Source organism: Paenibacillus vortex V453, assembly GCF_000193415.1.
In the GTDB taxonomy this organism is placed as follows: domain Bacteria; phylum Bacillota; class Bacilli; order Paenibacillales; family Paenibacillaceae; genus Paenibacillus_AQ; species Paenibacillus_AQ glucanolyticus.
Genome location: NZ_ADHJ01000001.1, coordinates 88,821 through 105,860 on the forward strand (window position 1 = coordinate 88,821; position 17,040 = coordinate 105,860).

The following is a 17,040-nucleotide window of genomic DNA, read 5'->3' on the forward strand; positions in this document are numbered from 1 at the left end:
ACATCATGCCGTTTGGAAATATCGGAATCGGTGGCCTGGTTCTCATTTTGATTATTGCACTCATTATATTCGGTCCCTCCAAACTTCCCGAGCTCGGTCGCGCTTTCGGGCGAACTCTAAGTGAATTCAAGGGCGCAACCCGCAACTTGATGAACGGAGACGATGAGAATGAGAAGAAAGACGATGCTACGCAAACTACTGCAGCAGCCAGTAAGCAGCACAGCTGATCCAAACGACCAGAGCGCGGTCGAGCATCTGGAAGAAATGCGGAAGCGCCTGATCCGCACGCTGATTGCGTTTCTCGTAGCGATGACGGCCGCCTTCATCTATGTTGAGAAGATCTACCATTGGCTGGTACGAGGCATGGACGAGCAGCTCGTTCTGCTTGGTCCCTCCGAGGTAATGTGGGTGTATATGATCATTGCCGGTGTGGTTGCCGTTACCGTTACACTTCCGATTGCCGCTTATCAAATATGGCGGTTCGTGCAGCCGGCATTGCCTGATGGGACACACCGCTCTGCCATGCAGCTCATTCCCGTAATCAGCCTGTTATTTATTGCAGGCATATGCTTTGGATACTTTGTGCTCTTTCCCATGGTGCTCCAGTTCATGCAGCGGATGGCCGAGGGACAATTCCAGACCATGTACACGGCGCAAAAGTATTTTACGTTCATGATTCATATGACCGTTCCGTTCGGATTCCTGTTCGAAATGCCCGCAATCGTCGTATTTCTGACAAAGCTTGGCATCGTGAATCCGCATCGTCTGGCCAAAATACGTAAATCGGCCTACTTCCTGCTCTGTATCGTAGCTGTCACCATCACACCGCCGGATATCATGTCCGACCTGATTGTGATCGTTCCGCTGTTCCTGCTGTACGAGATCAGCGTTTCTATCTCCAAACTCATCTACCGGAAGCAGCAGCTGCTGTCGCAAGCGGAAGGCAGCATATCCTAAAACCGTTCGTTTCCCCCGAAATAGGACGGAACCTTTTATAACCCGTGAACAGACGCCTATGCGAATAGGGTGTCATATTCACGGGTTCTTTTTTATGAACCAAATGTAAGATTATCTTACATAATTTATACTGAATTTGCTCTAAAATGATTGACACCTTCAAGAAATTGCATTAGCTTTACTTAGTAATAAAGGAATTATCTACTTTATTGTCATTATTATGTTAGATACAGGAGGTGAAAACGAGTGGCGAGAGTCTGGATCATTAACATATGTTATGAATAATAACATATGCGATATGTTCCATTTTTCCGAGTCACCTACGATCGAACGGGAGATGCGAAAAAAACTGCGAATGGGGGAAGCCATTGATGTTAAGAAAACAAACCAAGCTGTTCAAACGCGCGATGACCATGACACTTCTGCTTGGATTGGTGATGAACAACATTACCGCGGCGGCGGCCGAGCGGTTTACCTATGAGGAAATTACATTGAAGGAACTAGAGCAGGGTTACGCCGCAGGAGCGTTCAAGACCGAAGAGATCGTGAAGGCATACCTTGACCGCATCAACATCTATGAATCCAATTACAATGCGTTTACCATGATGAATGTCAATGCGCTCCAGGAAGCTCGCGAGATTGACCGCCGCCGGACGGCTGGCGAGAAGCTCGGCCCCCTTGCCGGTGTTCCGATTGTCATTAAGGAAGCCGTTGACGTCGCCGGCTTTCCGTCCACCTTCGGCTGGGCTCCGCTCAGCAAAGAGCTCGGAGGGATCGAGCTGATTCCGGAGAAGGATGCCCCTGTCGTTGCCCGGCTGAAAGCAGCCGGTGCGATTATATTGGGCAAGACCAATATCCCGGCATTCAGCTCCGACGGCACGCGCGCCAGCTCCAGCTGGGCTGGCGACACCTATAATGCCGTAGACCGGAAGCTGGTGCCGGGCGCCAGCAGTTCCGGCACAGCCATGTCCATCTCGGGCAATTTTGCCGTGCTCGGCATTGCGGAGGAAACCGGCGGATCGATCCAGAATCCGGCGGCGGCCCAAGCGCTGGTTGGCATCAAGCCAACCTTCGGATTGGTACCAAATGCCGGAGTTGTTCCTCTCGCCGGAAGCACCAGGGACGTTGTCGGTCCGCATGCCCGAACGGTCCATGATGCAGCCGTGATGCTGGACGTCATTGCCGGCTACACGGCCGAAGATGCCAAGACCGTGGCCTCGATCGGCAACATCCCCCGCAAAGGCTACACATCCAAGCTTAACTCGCTCGCGCTCAAGAACAAGCGCATCGGTCTCTATGGACCGGGATGGCTCGGCGAGGAACTGACAGCGGAAACGCAGCAGCTGTATGACCGTGCCGTGAAGGAGCTGGAGAGCCAGGGGGCCATCGTGGTTACCGATCCATTTGCCGATACGGAATTTGCCGAATTCGCCAAATCGGCCGGCTCCATTGGCATTGAATCGATCGTGTATGACATGGAACAGTATCTAAAGCGTTTAGGGCCAAATGCAGCAATTAAATCAGTTCACGAACTGATCAAGAAGACCGGCGAGACCCCTTCGGCACTCGCTAAATACGAGGAAGCCCTGAAAAATCCAGATGCCATTCCCGATTTATCCAAATTCACAGAGGCCAGAACAAAGTATCTTCATATTTTTAACGGTGTAATGGATCAACATCGCTTGGACGCACTCGTATTTCCTCAAATGTACAAAGAAACGCCGCTTCTTCACAGCGAAGACAAAATCGCGGATACCACCGTTCCCGAGATTAACATTGCGGGGGTTCCTCTGGTTACAGTACCTGCAGGATATTATAAGAGCGGCTCCCCGTTTGCCATCGCTTTTGTCGGCAAAATGTGGAGCGAGGCCGATCTGCTCGGAATGGCCTACGACTATGAACAGGCAACGAAGCACCGCGTTGCACCAACGCTTCTCGCAAAACCTTAATCGCTGTCTATATCAAGCTTATACAGACCAACCGGAGCCATGGACGGCTCCGGTTTTTTTGGCAATCAACAGGATAAACAAGCTGATATGTCTGACAGATGTCCTCGGATTCCACCCTTAGCTGCTTCTGTATGTGCATCCGTACCTGGTCTGAGACTTTTGGCATGATTCCTCTGAAATTTAGCATTGATCCATTGATTTATTAGAGAAGTTCTCCTAGTATTTTTAGTAGGAACATCTAGCGGCTTGGCACTATGGCAATAGCTTCGCTGTCTTTATGAGAGCGCTATCGCTGCTGCTGTTTAAAATACGGGGGGTTGCAGATATGAAATGGAATCACTTCAAGTCCAAGCTTCTGCTTAAATATACGCTGTCCTATATCTCCATTTTCCTTATACCTCTTGTTATATTAACCATCATTATTTATCATAATGCCGTCAATACCCTCCGATCAGAGATCGAACAAACCAATGTCAATCAGCTGACCCAGGCAAAAACCGTCATTGATGACCGCATGAAAGAATTGCAGGACATCGCCTTTCGCATTGCCTATGACGAGCAGTTAACGCGGTATTGGACCCACCATCCCTACTACAGCCGGGAATCGATTGGAGCCCTGGTCAAATACAAAGCCAACAGTTCCATTATCGATGAACTATTCCTGTTCTTCCGCGGAGATGATAGCATCTACTCCTCTCAGGGCTTCGAGAACCTGGATGTATTCACAGGCCGCTACAAATTCAATACCTGGAACGAAGCGGACATGGTCCGCGATCTGAATAACGTGCAATTCCCCACCATGCGCCCGGCGGAGCAGGTCGTGCAAGGCACCAAAATCCAGAATTCCATGCTGGCCTACCTTGTACCGATTGCACCTAACAACACGCCCGCCCACGGAACCGTCATGTACTTGATTCACGAATCCAACCTCACCGGATTGATTGATTCCATTCTCAGCGACTACCATGGGATGACTTATATCTTCGATAATTACGGGCAGGTGCTGGCCGCCAATTACAAAGGGGAAACCATTACCGAAGAGGAAGTCAATGCGTTGTTTGCGCTTGAGCCCGGCACGCACAGCCTCTCACTAAATCAAGAACCGCATTCGGTGGTATCCGTCAAATCTGAAGCTGGCTGGACTTATGTAACCGCGATGCCGAGCAACCAGTTTTTCAGCCGGATCGTCCATATTCGCACCTTTATTATTCTGGTGTTCTCCTTCGTGGTGGTGATGGGCACCATTCTGGCCATTATGCTGGCCCGGCGACAATACCATCCGATATCAGACCTGATGGAGTTCATCCGACTGAAGAACAACCCGGAACCATCCACATCCAGCAACGAGCTGGAATGGATCAAGAAAACGCTGCACGATTACAGCCAGCGCGTGGATCTTCAGGAGCCCTACGCTCGCAATCATATACTGCTCATGCTGCTGAAGCATGGTCATACCGGAGAATTCCCCTCAGAGTTTACGGAGAAGCTCGGCATCCGCTTCAGCAGGTCCCATTATTTTGTGGTGACCATGGGCTGGGAAACGCATGCCTTCCCCATCGGGGATAACCCTGAGCGGAGACCTGTCATGCAGCTGATGAACGATGTGGAACTGCCGGAGTTTTCCGCCTATGCCTATGGTGTGGAGCTGCCACAGCCAGATCAACTGGCACTTATTGTCGGGTTTGATGCCGAAACCGGGCATGAAGCCAGTCTGAATGCCCGTATGGAGCCCATCGTCGAAGCACTGCAATCGATGGCGGCAGAGCATACCGGCGCTGCACCCGCAATCGGGATAGGCAACCGCTACAGTTATCCCGAGCAGCTGAATCAGTCCTACATCGAGGCGTCGACCGCTCTGGAGTCGTCCATGCTGCACGGACAGGGCAGCAGCACCTTCTTCAACGCCCTTTCCGGTTCCGGCACACAGGATTCCTCCTTCTGGGTTCCCAAGGATGTACTGCTGAAGCTGGTTCAGAGCTTGAAACAGGGCAGTTACGATGTGGCGGTTCAGATGGTATCCACCGCGCTGAATAACCTGAAAGACGGAAATAGCCTTCCGTACCGCTGCTCCGCTGCATCTGCTTCGATATTCTGAATACGATGCTAAAAACGGCCTCGGAGCTTGGCATCCATCATGTGGTTCATCAGCTTCCAAGGGTTACCTCCTACGACTCGCTGGAGGATCTGGAGAAGAAACTGGCAGGCCTGGCCGCCGAAATCTGCGCCCATGTCGAGGCGAAGAGCGAGACGGAAGAAAGCTCGTTGATGGACGAAATCGTTGCTTATATCGATGCCAATTTCACGGATTACGACCTCAGCCTGGGCACGATCTCATCCAAATTTACCATCTCTTCATCGTATTTCAGCCGCTCCTTTAAAGAGAAAATCGGCATGAATTTCACTCAATACATCTGGCAGAAACGGATGGATGAGGTCATCCGGCTGCTGCTGCATACCACCGACCCGTTAAAGGATATCATCACGCGTGTCGGTTACCTGGATACACCGAACTTCATCCGTAAATTCAAGAAAGAGACGGGTTATACGCCCGGACAATACCGCAAGATGCACAGTCCCAACGGCTCGGACGATTCCTCGGATGATGACGAAGAGGAGTGTATCGGGTGATGGGTAACGGGTTCGGCCGACCGCGATGGAGAGTGCATCTGATAACAGCTTCGAACGACAGCGACGAAGAGCGCATCGGGTAACGGCTTCGAACGACAGCGACGAAGATCCCATCGGGTAAGCGATTCGCCGAATAAATCAAAAACCTCCTCTTAACCGTACAGTTAAGGGGAGGTTTTCGTATATTTTTAACGGTCACTTTTCGAGCCAGCCAAACTACGTCGTACGCCAAGCCCCTTCTATTTTGCAGCAGGGATGCCTTGAAGTCCTTGATGCATTGCATCCAGCAGGCGGCGAGTCGGGTCGCAGCCGTATTCCCAGAACATGATCCCGGCCAGGCCTTGCTCCTTCACATAATCGCATTTGCACCGGATCGATTCTTCATCATCATAAGAAATCAGGCTGGACCCGTTAAACAGGTACGGCGCACAGGCTTCCTCGTCCCAATATCGAACGTAGCCGTTCTTGTTGATGTAATTCGCGTCCAGCTCGGCAAAGGCCGGACCGTAGCCGCCTGTGCTGCCAGCCATTTGGTGAAGTCCCTGGTTTCGATCCGGAACCTCAGTCCAGATCCGCGAGTAAAATGCGGCACCGATCACCATCTTCTCCTTCGGGACGCCCGCGCGAGCGAACAGGTTCACAGACGCATCTGTACTGATTCGGAACAGATCGCCGGTTGGCGTGTACAGATTCGTATGATGACCGGTCAGAACCTGAAAACCGCCGCGCATATCATAGGTCATCAACTGGACAAAGTCGAGGTAGCGCTGCACCTCGTCCATCTCTGTACCGTCCAGGTAGTATTGGTCTGCACCTGCCGCGATTGTAAGCAGATAATGGCGGCTATCCCCGGATCCCTTGGCATCCAGTGCCTCCCGAATCGCCTTGAGAAGCAAGGTGAAATTCCGTTTGTCATCCGGACTCGAGGCGATGCCGGCTTCACCGTAACAAGGATACTCCCAGTCCAGATCGATCCCGTCAAAAGGGTATTCTTCCAGCACCCGGACGGCCGATGCGGCCATGCTGTTCCTGCCTGTCTCGGTGGAGGCGGCTTCGGAGAAACCGCCGGCGCTCCAGCCTCCAACGGACAGCAGCACCGTAAGATGCGGGTGATCCCGCTTGATGTTCCGGACAACCTCGCCGTTCTTCAAATGCTCGGTCGTGATCTCATCATGCTTGACGTGGCCGAAGGCGACGTTCAGGTGGGTTAACCTCAACAGATCCTCATGCGCCATGTCGGGAAGAACAGCATCGACGGCATAACCTGCAGCAATATAGTTCGTCATACTCTTCACTCCGATCCATTCGAAAATTGAGATATCGCCGCTGCAATCTGCAGAGCTTCCTTCCCGGTACCGATCTTGTACCCGGAAGCCGTATAACGGATTTGATCCCGGCTATCCAGCACGAACAGATGAGGATAGCCAGCTTCGTGAGCCGCGGGCTTCGGAATGAAACCGGACAAGGAGGCATAACTGGAATCCCGCACAAAAACCGTGCGTACCGGCAGCCTCGGATAACCCGCAGGGTCGAAGGAAACGTTCCATTCCGCATCTCCGATCACCAGCACGATCGGCATTCCCAGCTGATCGAACGATTCAGCCAGCTCGCTCAGCTCGCGAATCAGATGTTTGGTCGGCTCCCGCTCCGGTTCAATCCAGGCAGCAATGGAACCCGCCGATTCCAGAAGATCCTCCAGTACGACCTCTGATCCATCCAGACGGGTCAGTACACTGCCTGTTGCCAGTTTGCCCAGCACGGGGATATCGACCACCGTCTCCCGATAAGTCAGCACAACCTCCGTGGTGTCCCCGGCACGCACGGTAAAGTAAAGGAAGCGCACGCTTGCGGTTCCATCCTTCAGACGGATGCCTGTAGTCAAGCGATAGGCTCCCGGTTCAACCTCGTATGGCTCATCGTAGACATCGGTGCTGCCATACGGATAAACCAGCGTTTTATACACGCCATCTTCCAGGCGGGCCAACGAGAAGTTCTCGGCATAGGATGCGGCCGGCGCATCCTGTGGAGCCTCGGAATCTCTGAGGAGCTGCAGCATTCCCCAACCGGAGCTCTCCTGAATGCGAGGCGAGCCGAGACTGAACACGGCATCTTCCCAGCCTCCGTCGACCAAGTACTGCGGCTTCTGCTCGCTCGGATGCAATCGGGCCGGAATGCCCAAGCTGCGGCATACAGCCACAAACAGAATATCAAGCGACTGCAGATCCCCCTTCATCAGACTGTAGGTCCCTGCCGGATTTCCTTTGCCCTTCAAGTTGGGAAGATCCTCATAATGCGTATAGCCCTGTTCCAGAAGGCGGGCAAGCTTCGAAGGCTCCTCCCTGAATGCCGCCGCCTCGCCCGCTGAATAGGCATTCTGAAACAAGCTTCGGTAAGGAACCACCATTTCATAGGAAACCCGCGGGCACAGGATGTACTTCGCGAACGTTTCCTCTGCCCATTGTCCGCGCTGCGAGAGTGCGCCAATCAGATGATCATCCAGCGTCTGCCGACAGGTATCGATCAAATCCTTCTCGTTCAGCGACTCCAGCAGCCGCAGCGGCCACTCGCCGTATTCACTGGAGCGCCCCTCCAGAAAAGCTGCGACTTCGCGGCTGTTGCCCCGTGCCTTCCGCAGAATATCCCACACCCGCTCCGGAGACAGTTCAGTCTTATGAGCCAGTGCGAAAGCCTCTTCCTCACTCGGGAATGTACGCTCATATTCGCTCCGGGTCTTAGCCCCTTCCTCAAGACGGCGATTGTGATCCCGGATCTTCTCCTCCGGTAACGCAATCGCCGCTTCCCCCTCTCCTTCCGGGGGAGGGACCATATCGAAATCCACAATCCCTGCCGGCTGCTCTGATGAGTCCAGCACAAGCTCAACACACTCGCCGTCCTGAGCCTTAAAGAGGGTTTCATTCCACCGGCCGCCGCTGACCGCACGAATCAAGAGATCGCCATAACCTGTCTTAAAGGCAGCCTCCCCTTGCTCATCGGTCTTGATTTCGGCAATGGGATAAAATTCCGCCATATTGTACAGCTCAAAGCGGACACTTGCGCCGGATACGGGCGCTCCCTGCCGATCCTTCACGCTCACGTAAAGGGTGCGGGCCGGTGCATAGTTCTCCAGCAAATTAATCTCCGTATATCCTTTCTCGGAGAGCGTGACATCCTCCGGTCCCGGATAATCGGCAAAAATCCTCGTATTGATCAGCATCGCCCTGCGGGCCGGCGGACTAAACCAGCCTTGATTCAGGCGGGCTTCCGGTTCGCATGCCCCGATGTAATACCACTGGCCGTCCGCCCATGCCTCCACCCAGGCATGGTTGCTATCGCAATGGGCCCAGCGCGGCGTATAGACCTGACGCGCAGGTATGCCAATGCTTCGAAGAGCGGCCACCGCCAGTGTGGACTCCTCGCCGCAGCGCCCGCGCGCATTGCGGATCAAGGTCAGCGGCGATATCGTACGCAGATCGCTGCCGATGTAAGTTGCCTTCTCGTGGCACCAGTAATTGGTTTCGAGAATGGCATCTGCCATGGATAACTTGGCTGTCCGTTCTGCCAATTCGTTGTAGAGAATACCGCGGTAATCCTCAATATTCTCCGTATTGACCCGGTAGGGAAGCACAAAATGCAGGAACAAGTGATCCGGCACGCGGTCTCCCCAAGGGACGCGCTTGCGGGTGTCCAGCGTTCTGCGCACATGGCTGAGGAACAACTCTCCGTCATAGTCGGCCAAATCGTTCACCGGCATGTAGGCAAACAAATATTTTAAGGCCCAAGTCTCTTCTTCCGTTAATTCCTGCCCAAAAACATGGAACAGCTTATCTTTGCGGCCTTCCGCAAACACGACCTTCTCCCGGAATTTTTGCTCGATCCGCTCGAGCATCTGCGAATCCATTGAGAACACCAAGGTTTGGCTGGTCATCCTCCGTTCACTCCCTCCATAACTTTCCGTCTTCCCGTACACAGATTAGGGCTGTTCCATCCGAGGAAGGCGCACTAATCTGGAACAGGCTGCGAGTCGTTTCAATGACAGGCTCGATGCTCCATGAATCCTCACCCATGAGCAGCTTCACATCCTGTGTAAATTCGCCATGGGCTTCATAATAATTACGTTCGCGGTAGTAGAGCCTGCGAAGCTCCCACTTGATCCGTTCGTCATCCGGAAGCGTAAACGACCGGGGCCCCTCGCTGTCCGCGAATACGACATATCCCCACAGCTCCGGATAATGCATATTGATAATGCCCATAGGCGACCAGACCCAGTTGTCCTCCGGATAAGGCTTCCCCGTCTCCGGGTTCAGCACCTTGCGGTACTCACCGTCCTGCACCTCAGCCTGCCATTCCACCCGCGAGAAGTTGACGCGCCAGAACTCTCCCGGAGCAGGCGGGCACCCGCCTTCGGCACACTCCTTAAGACTGGTCCAGGGAATCGCCACTTCCAGACTCCATTTCCGGTTATCGGCGTCAGGACGGTTCAGCTCCCCGTCGATAAACACCGCCGTCTTGAGACCGCTGATATCCCAGCCGTTGACCGGAGGCCCGCCGTCCCGATACGGCTTCACCAGCAGCAGGTCCCACACCGTGTTGAGCGCATTGATCTCGAATTCATAATATTGGTGGGTGTCCCCGTCCGGGTCGATGAAAATCTCAAAGTCATTATCGTAGAAAATAACGGAATCGCGCTCCGTCAAGGTAGCCCATATCTGATCTTCGATCAGCTCGGCAGCAAAGTAGAAATAGTTGTCATCCCACAGCATTTTTACCCGTGTCTGCTTACCAGGCAAAGGACGAAGATCCCCTTCGATATCAACGAATTCCTCAGTCCAATCGGCCGAAGCCCAGAATGCCTTATCCACCCGGCCGTCCAGCACCAGCGGCTGCCCCGCACGCTGGCATATATAATGCTTCGGAGCATACTCAATCCTCGGCTCTGGCACTCCACTTTGGTTCATGTCGCTCTCTCCGCTTCGTAAGGGAGACCCTGCACCCCTCGGCGCTTGGCCCTCCCCGTATGATTAGTTATGAGTCACAACGGCTCCTGAGCCGCCGTACATCTCCAGCTCCTCCTCCAATTCCAGCTTCAGCACCGTCACCTGCTCATGCGTGTCTTCCGGGGTCATCCTGATCCAGGTCGTTCCCGGAATGTTGAACCAGGGCACGCCCCCGTGAATCTCATGAGCAAGCTCTTTCCCTGAATGCAGCACGGTAATCTTCCTGATCTTGTTGCAGAGCCCCTTGATGCACACACTCTCTTTCGGATTGTCATACACAAACAGGTACAATGTCTTTCTGTCCTCGGATACGGTGCTGCCTCCCAGATAATAGCGGGACATGATGCCTTCTCCCGTTCCGAACACGGCCTCTTCATGGGTCCGAATCCATGCTCCCAGCCCAAGCAGAATATCCTCCTGCCTCTTATCGATGGTGCCGTCTTCGCGCGGACCGATATCCAGCAGCATATTGCCGCCCATCGAAATGCAGTCACAGAACATCCGAATGATCTGGTGTAACGATTTATATTTATGGTCCGTTGGCACATAGCCCCAGGATGTGTTGATCGTGGTGCAGAATTCCCATGGCCCCTCCGGTCTCGTGATCGGTATGCCCTGCTCCGGCGTCTTATAATCGCCATAGCCTTGAAGACGGGAGTTGATGATAATGTCCGGGTTAAAGGATTGCAGGTAATGCTTGAACTCCGGCAGATTCCACTGTTCGGCGCTCCGTTCCCAGTCGCCGTCGAACCACAGCAGATCCACCTTTCCGTAATTCGTCAGAATCTCCCGCAGCTGGTTGTTGTTGAACTCCAGAAATTTCTTCCACTTCTCCTGATCCTGAACGCCGTCCACGGGACTTGAATGCGGGTTGACGCCGCTGAGATCCTCCGGCACCCTGCCTCCTTCGAACACACTCGGATAATCCGGATGCGACCAATCGATCAGGGAGAAATACATACCCAGGTAAATCCCCTTCTCCCTGATCGCTTCCGCATACTCCCGCACGATGTCCCGATTGGCCGGAGTCCGCTTCACCACATTGAGGTCACTGTACTGCGTATCCCACAGTGCAACACCGTCATGGTGCTTCGTTGTCAGCACGGCATATCGGGCACCGGATTTCTCAATCAAGTCCGCCCACTTCTCCGCATTGAATCTCGATGCCGTAAAGCCGTCCAGCTGTTTCATGTATTCTTCGTACGAAATCCGTCCATTGTAGAAGGACCACGATTCCGAAACCCCGTCCACGGCATAGATGCCGTAGTGAATGAATATCCCCAGCTTGGCGTCCTGGAACCATTTCTGCATATCTGTTCACACCTCTCCGAAGTCCTTGTATGTGAAAAATCCGTAATGCTGTTGTTCCCGCTCCTTAACGAAACCGCAATACATGCGCGATCGGCGCCAGACCCTGTCGCTCCTGTTCCGGAAGACGGACGGCAATGCCATTCTCCGTGCGACGGTAATCCAATGCCTCCTGACCCCCTACCAGATCAATGCAGCCAAATGGCGACTGCAACGGAATATGCAGTTCCTCGGGAACCGACTCCTGCTCGCTGCGATACAGGTAGATGGCATAGGTGGTATCGCCTTTTTGGGTAAACTGAACGGCACCGGAGGAGTACGGCTCGCAAATACGCGTTCCGTAAATCGCCTCCCCATAGACCTTTAGCCAGGCTCCCATACCCTTCATGCGTGAAATCGCCGTTTCGGACAGTCTTCCATCCGGCTGCGGGCCCACATTGAGCGCCAGATTACCGCCCTTGGCCACAATCTCGACTAGCAGATGGATGAGCTGACGCACCGATTTATAACGATCCTCATAGCGGAAGGAGAAGGAGGTTCCCATCGTGATGCAGCTCTCCCATGGCACATGAAGAGCGCGTTCAGGCAGCGTCTGCTCCGGCGTAATCAGATTCTCGTAAGGTCCGCCAACCGTACGGTCTGCCGAGAGGAGCCAAGGCTGAATTTTGCGCGCCTTGTCCACTGCCTCGCCTAATCGGATATTTTGATCCCGGTAGTCGTTCACCCAGCCTGCATCCAGCCACAGCACATCAATGCGGCCGTAACGGGTCATCAGCTCCATAATCTGCTCGTGCGTAAACTGGACAAACTGCTCCCACAGCCACGGGTATTCCTGCGGGTTATAGCTGGGGCCCCTGGACGTGAAGCTGCCTGCCTCCATCCCCGGCGCCCAGTAGTATGGCGTATGCCAGTCGGCCTTGGAGAAATATGCAGAGATGCCGAGTCCCTTCGCACGGAAGGCGTTGAACAGCTCCTTGGTGATATCGGCGTGTTTATGCGTATGGAACGGACAATCCGGACCCGTGACACGATAGTCGGTCGTATGCGTATCCCACATGCAGAATCCATCATGGTGCTTGGTGGTAAAGTTCAAATATTTGAAGCCGTTATCCGCGGCAAGATCAGCCCACAGCTCAGGCTGAAAGCGAAGCGGATTGAAGGTCTTGTTCAGGTCAAAATACTGCCGCTTGAGCTCCTCCGCATCGATATCCCAGTCGATGCCGTCACGCGACCAATCCGCATCCTTGTCGCTCAGCGCCCAAGATTCAACGAGACCCAGCTGGGAATACGGTCCCCAGTGCATCATCAGCCCAAGCTTCTGGTCCTTGAACCACTCCAGGCGTTCCAGAAGCAGCGGATCCTCCGGCTTCACCCACTTATCCTCACTGCTGAAATTGTGTACGCCCTGCTCTACTACCGCTTGCTCTTCTTCCTCTACCAGCTTATTCTCCGACATGGTGTACCTCCGATATCTGATTTGTGATTATGGCCTTAACAAGATGATGAGGGCTTGCCCGTTAAAAACAACAGCCAACCCCCGGCCTGGAGGGACCGGGATGAGTTGGCTTTTATTTTGGATCTATTTTCTTATTTTCCGGTGTTCCAGCGGTCGTATGCCCCTTGATACAGCTCGACGATACGGTCACTGCCCATCTTCTTGATCTGCGTTATATATTTATCCCAGTTCTCCATCGGTTCCTGACCGGTCACGAATTTCGCTTCCATCTGCTTGACATACGTATCCAGGTCAGACAATAGAGCGGTTGCTTCGCTTTGCTCTTCATTTGTCAAATAAACGTTAGGGAATGGAGCCTTTCCGATTGGCACCAGCTTCTCTTGGTTCTGCTGGTCAATCCACTCATCAAATTCGGTGCGAAGACCCTTCGCGACATCCGGATCGTTAATGCCCGGAGTCAAAATGCCGTAGTTCGGTGTGATTTTGCCGCGGTATTCCTCACGGTCTCCACCACCAGGGACAGGAAGCCACTCTTTCACCCGGTTTTCCTTGTCTTTGAATTTCCACAGCACGCCTTCAGGACCTTGATTGAACAGGGTCGCACCTTCATAGCTGTACAGATAATCGATCCAGCGCATCGTCGCCTCCGGGGACGGGTTGCTGCTGGTAATCGCAAAGGTGCCGCGGGCCGACATACCCGGGTGCTTGCCGTATACAGGAGAGTCTGCGATCTCACTCTTCACAGGTGTCATCAGCGGGTGATCCGTGCTAGGCTCGCCGCCGAGCGTAAAGTACGGATGGTAGTCATTGAAGAGCGCAAGCTTGTTGCTTTCGCCTTTTGCTTTTTTCTGATCGCCGGTTTGCGAGAAGGTCTCATGATCCAGCAGGTCTTCCTTCCACAAGCGGTTCATGAACGTCAGATAGCCTTTGTAGCCTTCTTCCTGGTAAGGATAATGCACTTTTCCGTCTTTATCGGCATAGATTCCTTCGTTGTACATTCCCCAGAAGCCGAAGAAAAACATTCGAAGATCATCGAGTTTTACCGAAGTAAGCGGAATTTCATCTGGTTGACCGTTGCCGTTAGGATCCTCTTCCTTCACACGCTTCAGATACGTATACAATTCCTCCGTAGTCTTAGGCTCTTCCACATTAAGCGCCTTCAGGAACTCGCCGTTATACCACATCGGACCTCTGTACCACACGGCGGCCGTATCGATGAACGGCAGCGCATACATATGTCCGTCAGGCGTCGTAAAGGATTTGCGGACATCCGGATGCTCGTCGAGAATCTTTTTGATATTCGGGGCATATCCTTCGTCAATGTATTTCTCCAGCGGGATCAGAATGCCCTGGCTGCCGTAAGTCACCTGCTCAGCCGGCTTGAGATCCGCAGCGTAGAACATATCTGGCAAATCGCCGCTTGCGAACACCAGATTCTTCTTCGTTTCAAAACTGTCGATTGGCGATAACTGATATTCCAGCTTGATACCCGACAATTTCTCCATCTCTTGAAGGACCGGCATTGTGTTCCAGTCGGCTACGCCCGCATCCTGGGACATAACCTTTAACGTCAGCGGTTTGTCAACGATCGGGAACCCCTCTTTTTTGACCCCTTCGGTACTGGCCGTACCGGAAGTCGAGGAACCTCCCTCTTCTTTGGGTGAACCACAGGCTGCAAGCAATGCTGCTGATAAGGTGAGGCAGAGTACAATCGATGAAGCCTTGCGAAGCTTTTTCATGACAACAACTCCCCTTTTTAGTGTGGATTATGGTTTAAGATCAGCCCTTGACGGAACCAATCATAACACCCTGCACAAAGTAACGCTGAAGGAACGGATAAATCGCAATGACCGGAACGGTCGCAACAATAATGACGGCATATTTGACCAGCGCAGCGATTTCCGCTTTGGTATTCATCGCCGTCGCTGAAGAGGCATCAATGGCTCCGCCGCCCTGCGCTGCCATCTCCTGAAGCACCAGGATCTGGCGCAGGAAGAGCTGCAGCGGGTACTTCGCTGAATCATTCAGATAGATCATGGCGCTAAAGTAACTGTTCCAGTGTCCGACTCCGTAGAAGAGTGCCATGACAGCAATGATAGGCATGGAGAGCGGAAGCACAATTCGGATGAACAGCCGGAAGTTAGTACACCCGTCGATATGGGCCGCTTCCTGCAGCTCCTTCGGAATGGTGGACTGGAAGAACGTGCGGGATACGATAATATTCCAGATAGATGCGGCGCCTGGCAGAATGAGTGCCCACATGCTGTTTACCATGCCAAGATCCTTAACCAGCAGATAGCTCGGGACGAGCCCTCCGCCGAAGAACATCGTTACCAGGAACAACGCCATGAAGAAGCCCCGTCCTACGAAGTCCGAGCGGCTCAGCGCATACGCTGCCGGCAGGGTGACAATGAGGTTGACGATGGTGCCTACCACCGTATAAATAATCGTATTTTTATAACCGATCCAGATGTTGGCGTTCTCAAACACCCGGGCATAACCGTCAAACGTAATCCCTTTTGGAATAAGCCACATTTCGCCGGAGCTGACATACTTGGGATCACTGATTGAGGCGCTGACGATGTATAGCAGCGGGTACAGCACAATGACGAGCGCTATCGTCAGATAGATGTAGTTGCATACCAGGAACAATTTGTCGCTTCTGCTTTCCTTAACCGCGGATGACATGTGTTTTCCCCTCCTTCTACCACAGACTGTTTTCACTGGTGCGGCGTGCAATTTGATTCACCGCGATCAGCAGAATCGCATTCACTACCGAGTTGAACAATCCGACAGCTGTGGAGAAACTGTACTGCGCATCAACCAGACCGGAACGGTAGACGAATGTCGAGATGACATCGGACGAGCCCATGTTCAGCGGATTTTGCAGCAGCAGGATTTTCTCGAAGCCGACGCCGAGAATGCTGCCCATGTTCAGAATTAACAAAATGGTGATCGTAGGAATAATGGCCGGGATGTTAATATGAAGAATCCGTTTGAACCGGCTTGCACCGTCCACCACAGCGGCTTCATGCAGCTGCGGGTCCACCCCCGACAGGGCAGCAAGGTATATAATGGTGCCCCACCCTGTACTCTGCCAGACACCGGACAGCACATACACGGTCTTGAACCATGCAGGATCTGTTAGAAATTGAGGCGCTTGAAATCCAAGGCCCTCCACCAGATTGACAATCATCCCTGACGATGGAGACAAGAAGGTAATAATCATACCGGACATGACCACAACGGAAATAAAATGCGGCGCATACGTTACGGTCTGCACGGTGCGCTTGAAGAAGGAATCCCTTACCTCATTGAAGGCCAAGGCCAGAATAATGGGCAGCGGAAAGCCTATAGCCAGCTCGTACAAGCTGATGCTGAGGGTATTCCACAGCAGATCCCAGAAATAATATGAATTGAAGAAGCGTACGAAATGATCGAATCCAACCCACGGACTGCCCGTAACCCCTAATGTAGGGATAAAGTTCTTAAATGCGATTTGTATGCCGTACATCGGCCCGTAATGGAAAATCACAAAGTACAAAAATGCTGGCGCGATAAACAGATACAACTCCCAGTTTCGAATCATCCTCCTCCATAACGTATTTTTCTTGCGATTCGGAATCGTGTTCACCGATAGGTCTGGCGACAAGGCGGACTTCCCATCTGGCTGCATCGGTTGCTCCCTCCTTTTCTAATGAAAATCAGGCCGTCTTTGCAGGAAAAGCGAATAACACTCCTGTTTACA

11 protein-coding genes and 1 pseudogene are annotated in these 17,040 nt (G+C 53.0%); 4 read left to right on the forward strand and 8 right to left on the reverse strand.

Translation table 11 applies throughout. The annotated features are described in order from the left end of the window. The first annotated feature begins 5 nt into the window (after positions 1 to 5). From PVOR_RS00390 to PVOR_RS00405, 4 genes and pseudogenes are all read left to right on the forward strand, one after another. Positions 6 to 227 (forward strand): twin-arginine translocase TatA/TatE family subunit, encoded by a 222-nt coding sequence (locus PVOR_RS00390; protein ID WP_006207066.1) that lies wholly within the window; start codon positions 6 to 8, stop codon positions 225 to 227. Further along, on the forward strand, positions 184 to 957 hold the full coding sequence (gene tatC / locus PVOR_RS00395; RefSeq protein ID WP_082834270.1) for a twin-arginine translocase subunit TatC: 774 nt from the start codon (positions 184 to 186) through the stop codon (positions 955 to 957). Before PVOR_RS00390 ends, tatC begins: the two co-directional genes overlap by 44 nt. A 371-nt stretch (positions 958 to 1,328) precedes the next feature. Continuing rightward, positions 1,329 to 2,906 carry an amidase gene (locus PVOR_RS00400; protein WP_006207068.1) on the forward strand — a complete coding sequence of 526 codons (1,578 nt, stop codon included), beginning with the start codon at positions 1,329 to 1,331 and terminating at the stop codon, positions 2,904 to 2,906. A 325-nt stretch (positions 2,907 to 3,231) separates the two neighbouring features. Beyond that, positions 3,232 to 5,534: pseudogene (locus PVOR_RS00405) on the forward strand (helix-turn-helix domain-containing protein). A 239-nt stretch (positions 5,535 to 5,773) separates the two neighbouring features. Here PVOR_RS00405 and PVOR_RS00410 read toward each other — a convergent pair. From PVOR_RS00410 to PVOR_RS00445, 8 genes are all read right to left on the reverse strand, one after another. Further along, positions 5,774 to 6,820 carry a glycoside hydrolase family 18 protein gene (locus PVOR_RS00410; protein WP_006207069.1) on the reverse strand — a complete coding sequence of 349 codons (1,047 nt, stop codon included), beginning with the start codon at positions 6,818 to 6,820 and terminating at the stop codon, positions 5,774 to 5,776. Between the two features lie 5 nt (positions 6,821 to 6,825). After that, positions 6,826 to 9,459, reverse strand: a complete 2,634-nt coding sequence (locus tag PVOR_RS00415) for a transglutaminase domain-containing protein (protein ID WP_006207070.1) — start codon at positions 9,457 to 9,459, stop codon at positions 6,826 to 6,828. 7 nt (positions 9,460 to 9,466) lie between these two features. After that, positions 9,467 to 10,489 carry a carbohydrate-binding family 9-like protein gene (locus PVOR_RS00420; RefSeq protein WP_006207071.1) on the reverse strand — a complete coding sequence of 341 codons (1,023 nt, stop codon included), beginning with the start codon at positions 10,487 to 10,489 and terminating at the stop codon, positions 9,467 to 9,469. A 63-nt stretch (positions 10,490 to 10,552) separates the two neighbouring features. Next, the gene (locus tag PVOR_RS00425; protein ID WP_006207072.1) at positions 10,553 to 11,839 is read right to left on the reverse strand and encodes an alpha-L-fucosidase; all 1,287 of its coding nucleotides are present in this window, start codon (positions 11,837 to 11,839) and stop codon (positions 10,553 to 10,555) included. A 64-nt stretch (positions 11,840 to 11,903) separates the two neighbouring features. Next, a complete protein-coding gene (locus PVOR_RS00430) occupies positions 11,904 to 13,292 on the reverse strand; it encodes an alpha-L-fucosidase (protein ID WP_006207073.1) in 1,389 nt (462 codons plus the stop codon). Positions 13,293 to 13,423: 131 nt separating this feature from the next. Next, entirely contained in the window at positions 13,424 to 15,031 is a 1,608-nt protein-coding gene (locus PVOR_RS00435; protein WP_006207074.1) for an extracellular solute-binding protein, read from the reverse strand. Between the two features lie 40 nt (positions 15,032 to 15,071). Further along, entirely contained in the window at positions 15,072 to 15,980 is a 909-nt protein-coding gene (locus PVOR_RS00440) for a carbohydrate ABC transporter permease (RefSeq protein WP_006207075.1), read from the reverse strand. Positions 15,981 to 15,996: 16 nt separating this feature from the next. Beyond that, complete coding sequence (locus PVOR_RS00445) at positions 15,997 to 16,968, reverse strand: ABC transporter permease (protein WP_006207076.1); 972 nt, start codon at positions 16,966 to 16,968, stop codon at positions 15,997 to 15,999. Positions 16,969 to 17,040 lie beyond the last annotated feature (72 nt).

Coding starts and splice junctions, on each gene's coding strand:
- PVOR_RS00440 (WP_006207075.1), bottom strand. CDS start 15,980: ATGTCATCCGCGGTTAAGGAAAGCAGAAGCGACAAATTGTTCCTGGTA.
- PVOR_RS00390 (WP_006207066.1), top strand. CDS start 6: ATGCCGTTTGGAAATATCGGAATCGGTGGCCTGGTTCTCATTTTGATT.
- PVOR_RS00425 (WP_006207072.1), bottom strand. CDS start 11,839: ATGCAGAAATGGTTCCAGGACGCCAAGCTGGGGATATTCATTCACTAC.
- tatC (WP_082834270.1), top strand. CDS start 184: ATGCTACGCAAACTACTGCAGCAGCCAGTAAGCAGCACAGCTGATCCA.
- PVOR_RS00415 (WP_006207070.1), bottom strand. CDS start 9,459: ATGACCAGCCAAACCTTGGTGTTCTCAATGGATTCGCAGATGCTCGAG.
- PVOR_RS00420 (WP_006207071.1), bottom strand. CDS start 10,489: ATGAACCAAAGTGGAGTGCCAGAGCCGAGGATTGAGTATGCTCCGAAG.
- PVOR_RS00430 (WP_006207073.1), bottom strand. CDS start 13,292: ATGTCGGAGAATAAGCTGGTAGAGGAAGAAGAGCAAGCGGTAGTAGAG.
- PVOR_RS00435 (WP_006207074.1), bottom strand. CDS start 15,031: ATGAAAAAGCTTCGCAAGGCTTCATCGATTGTACTCTGCCTCACCTTA.
- PVOR_RS00410 (WP_006207069.1), bottom strand. CDS start 6,820: ATGACGAACTATATTGCTGCAGGTTATGCCGTCGATGCTGTTCTTCCC.
- PVOR_RS00400 (WP_006207068.1), top strand. CDS start 1,329: ATGTTAAGAAAACAAACCAAGCTGTTCAAACGCGCGATGACCATGACA.
- PVOR_RS00445 (WP_006207076.1), bottom strand. CDS start 16,968: ATGCAGCCAGATGGGAAGTCCGCCTTGTCGCCAGACCTATCGGTGAAC.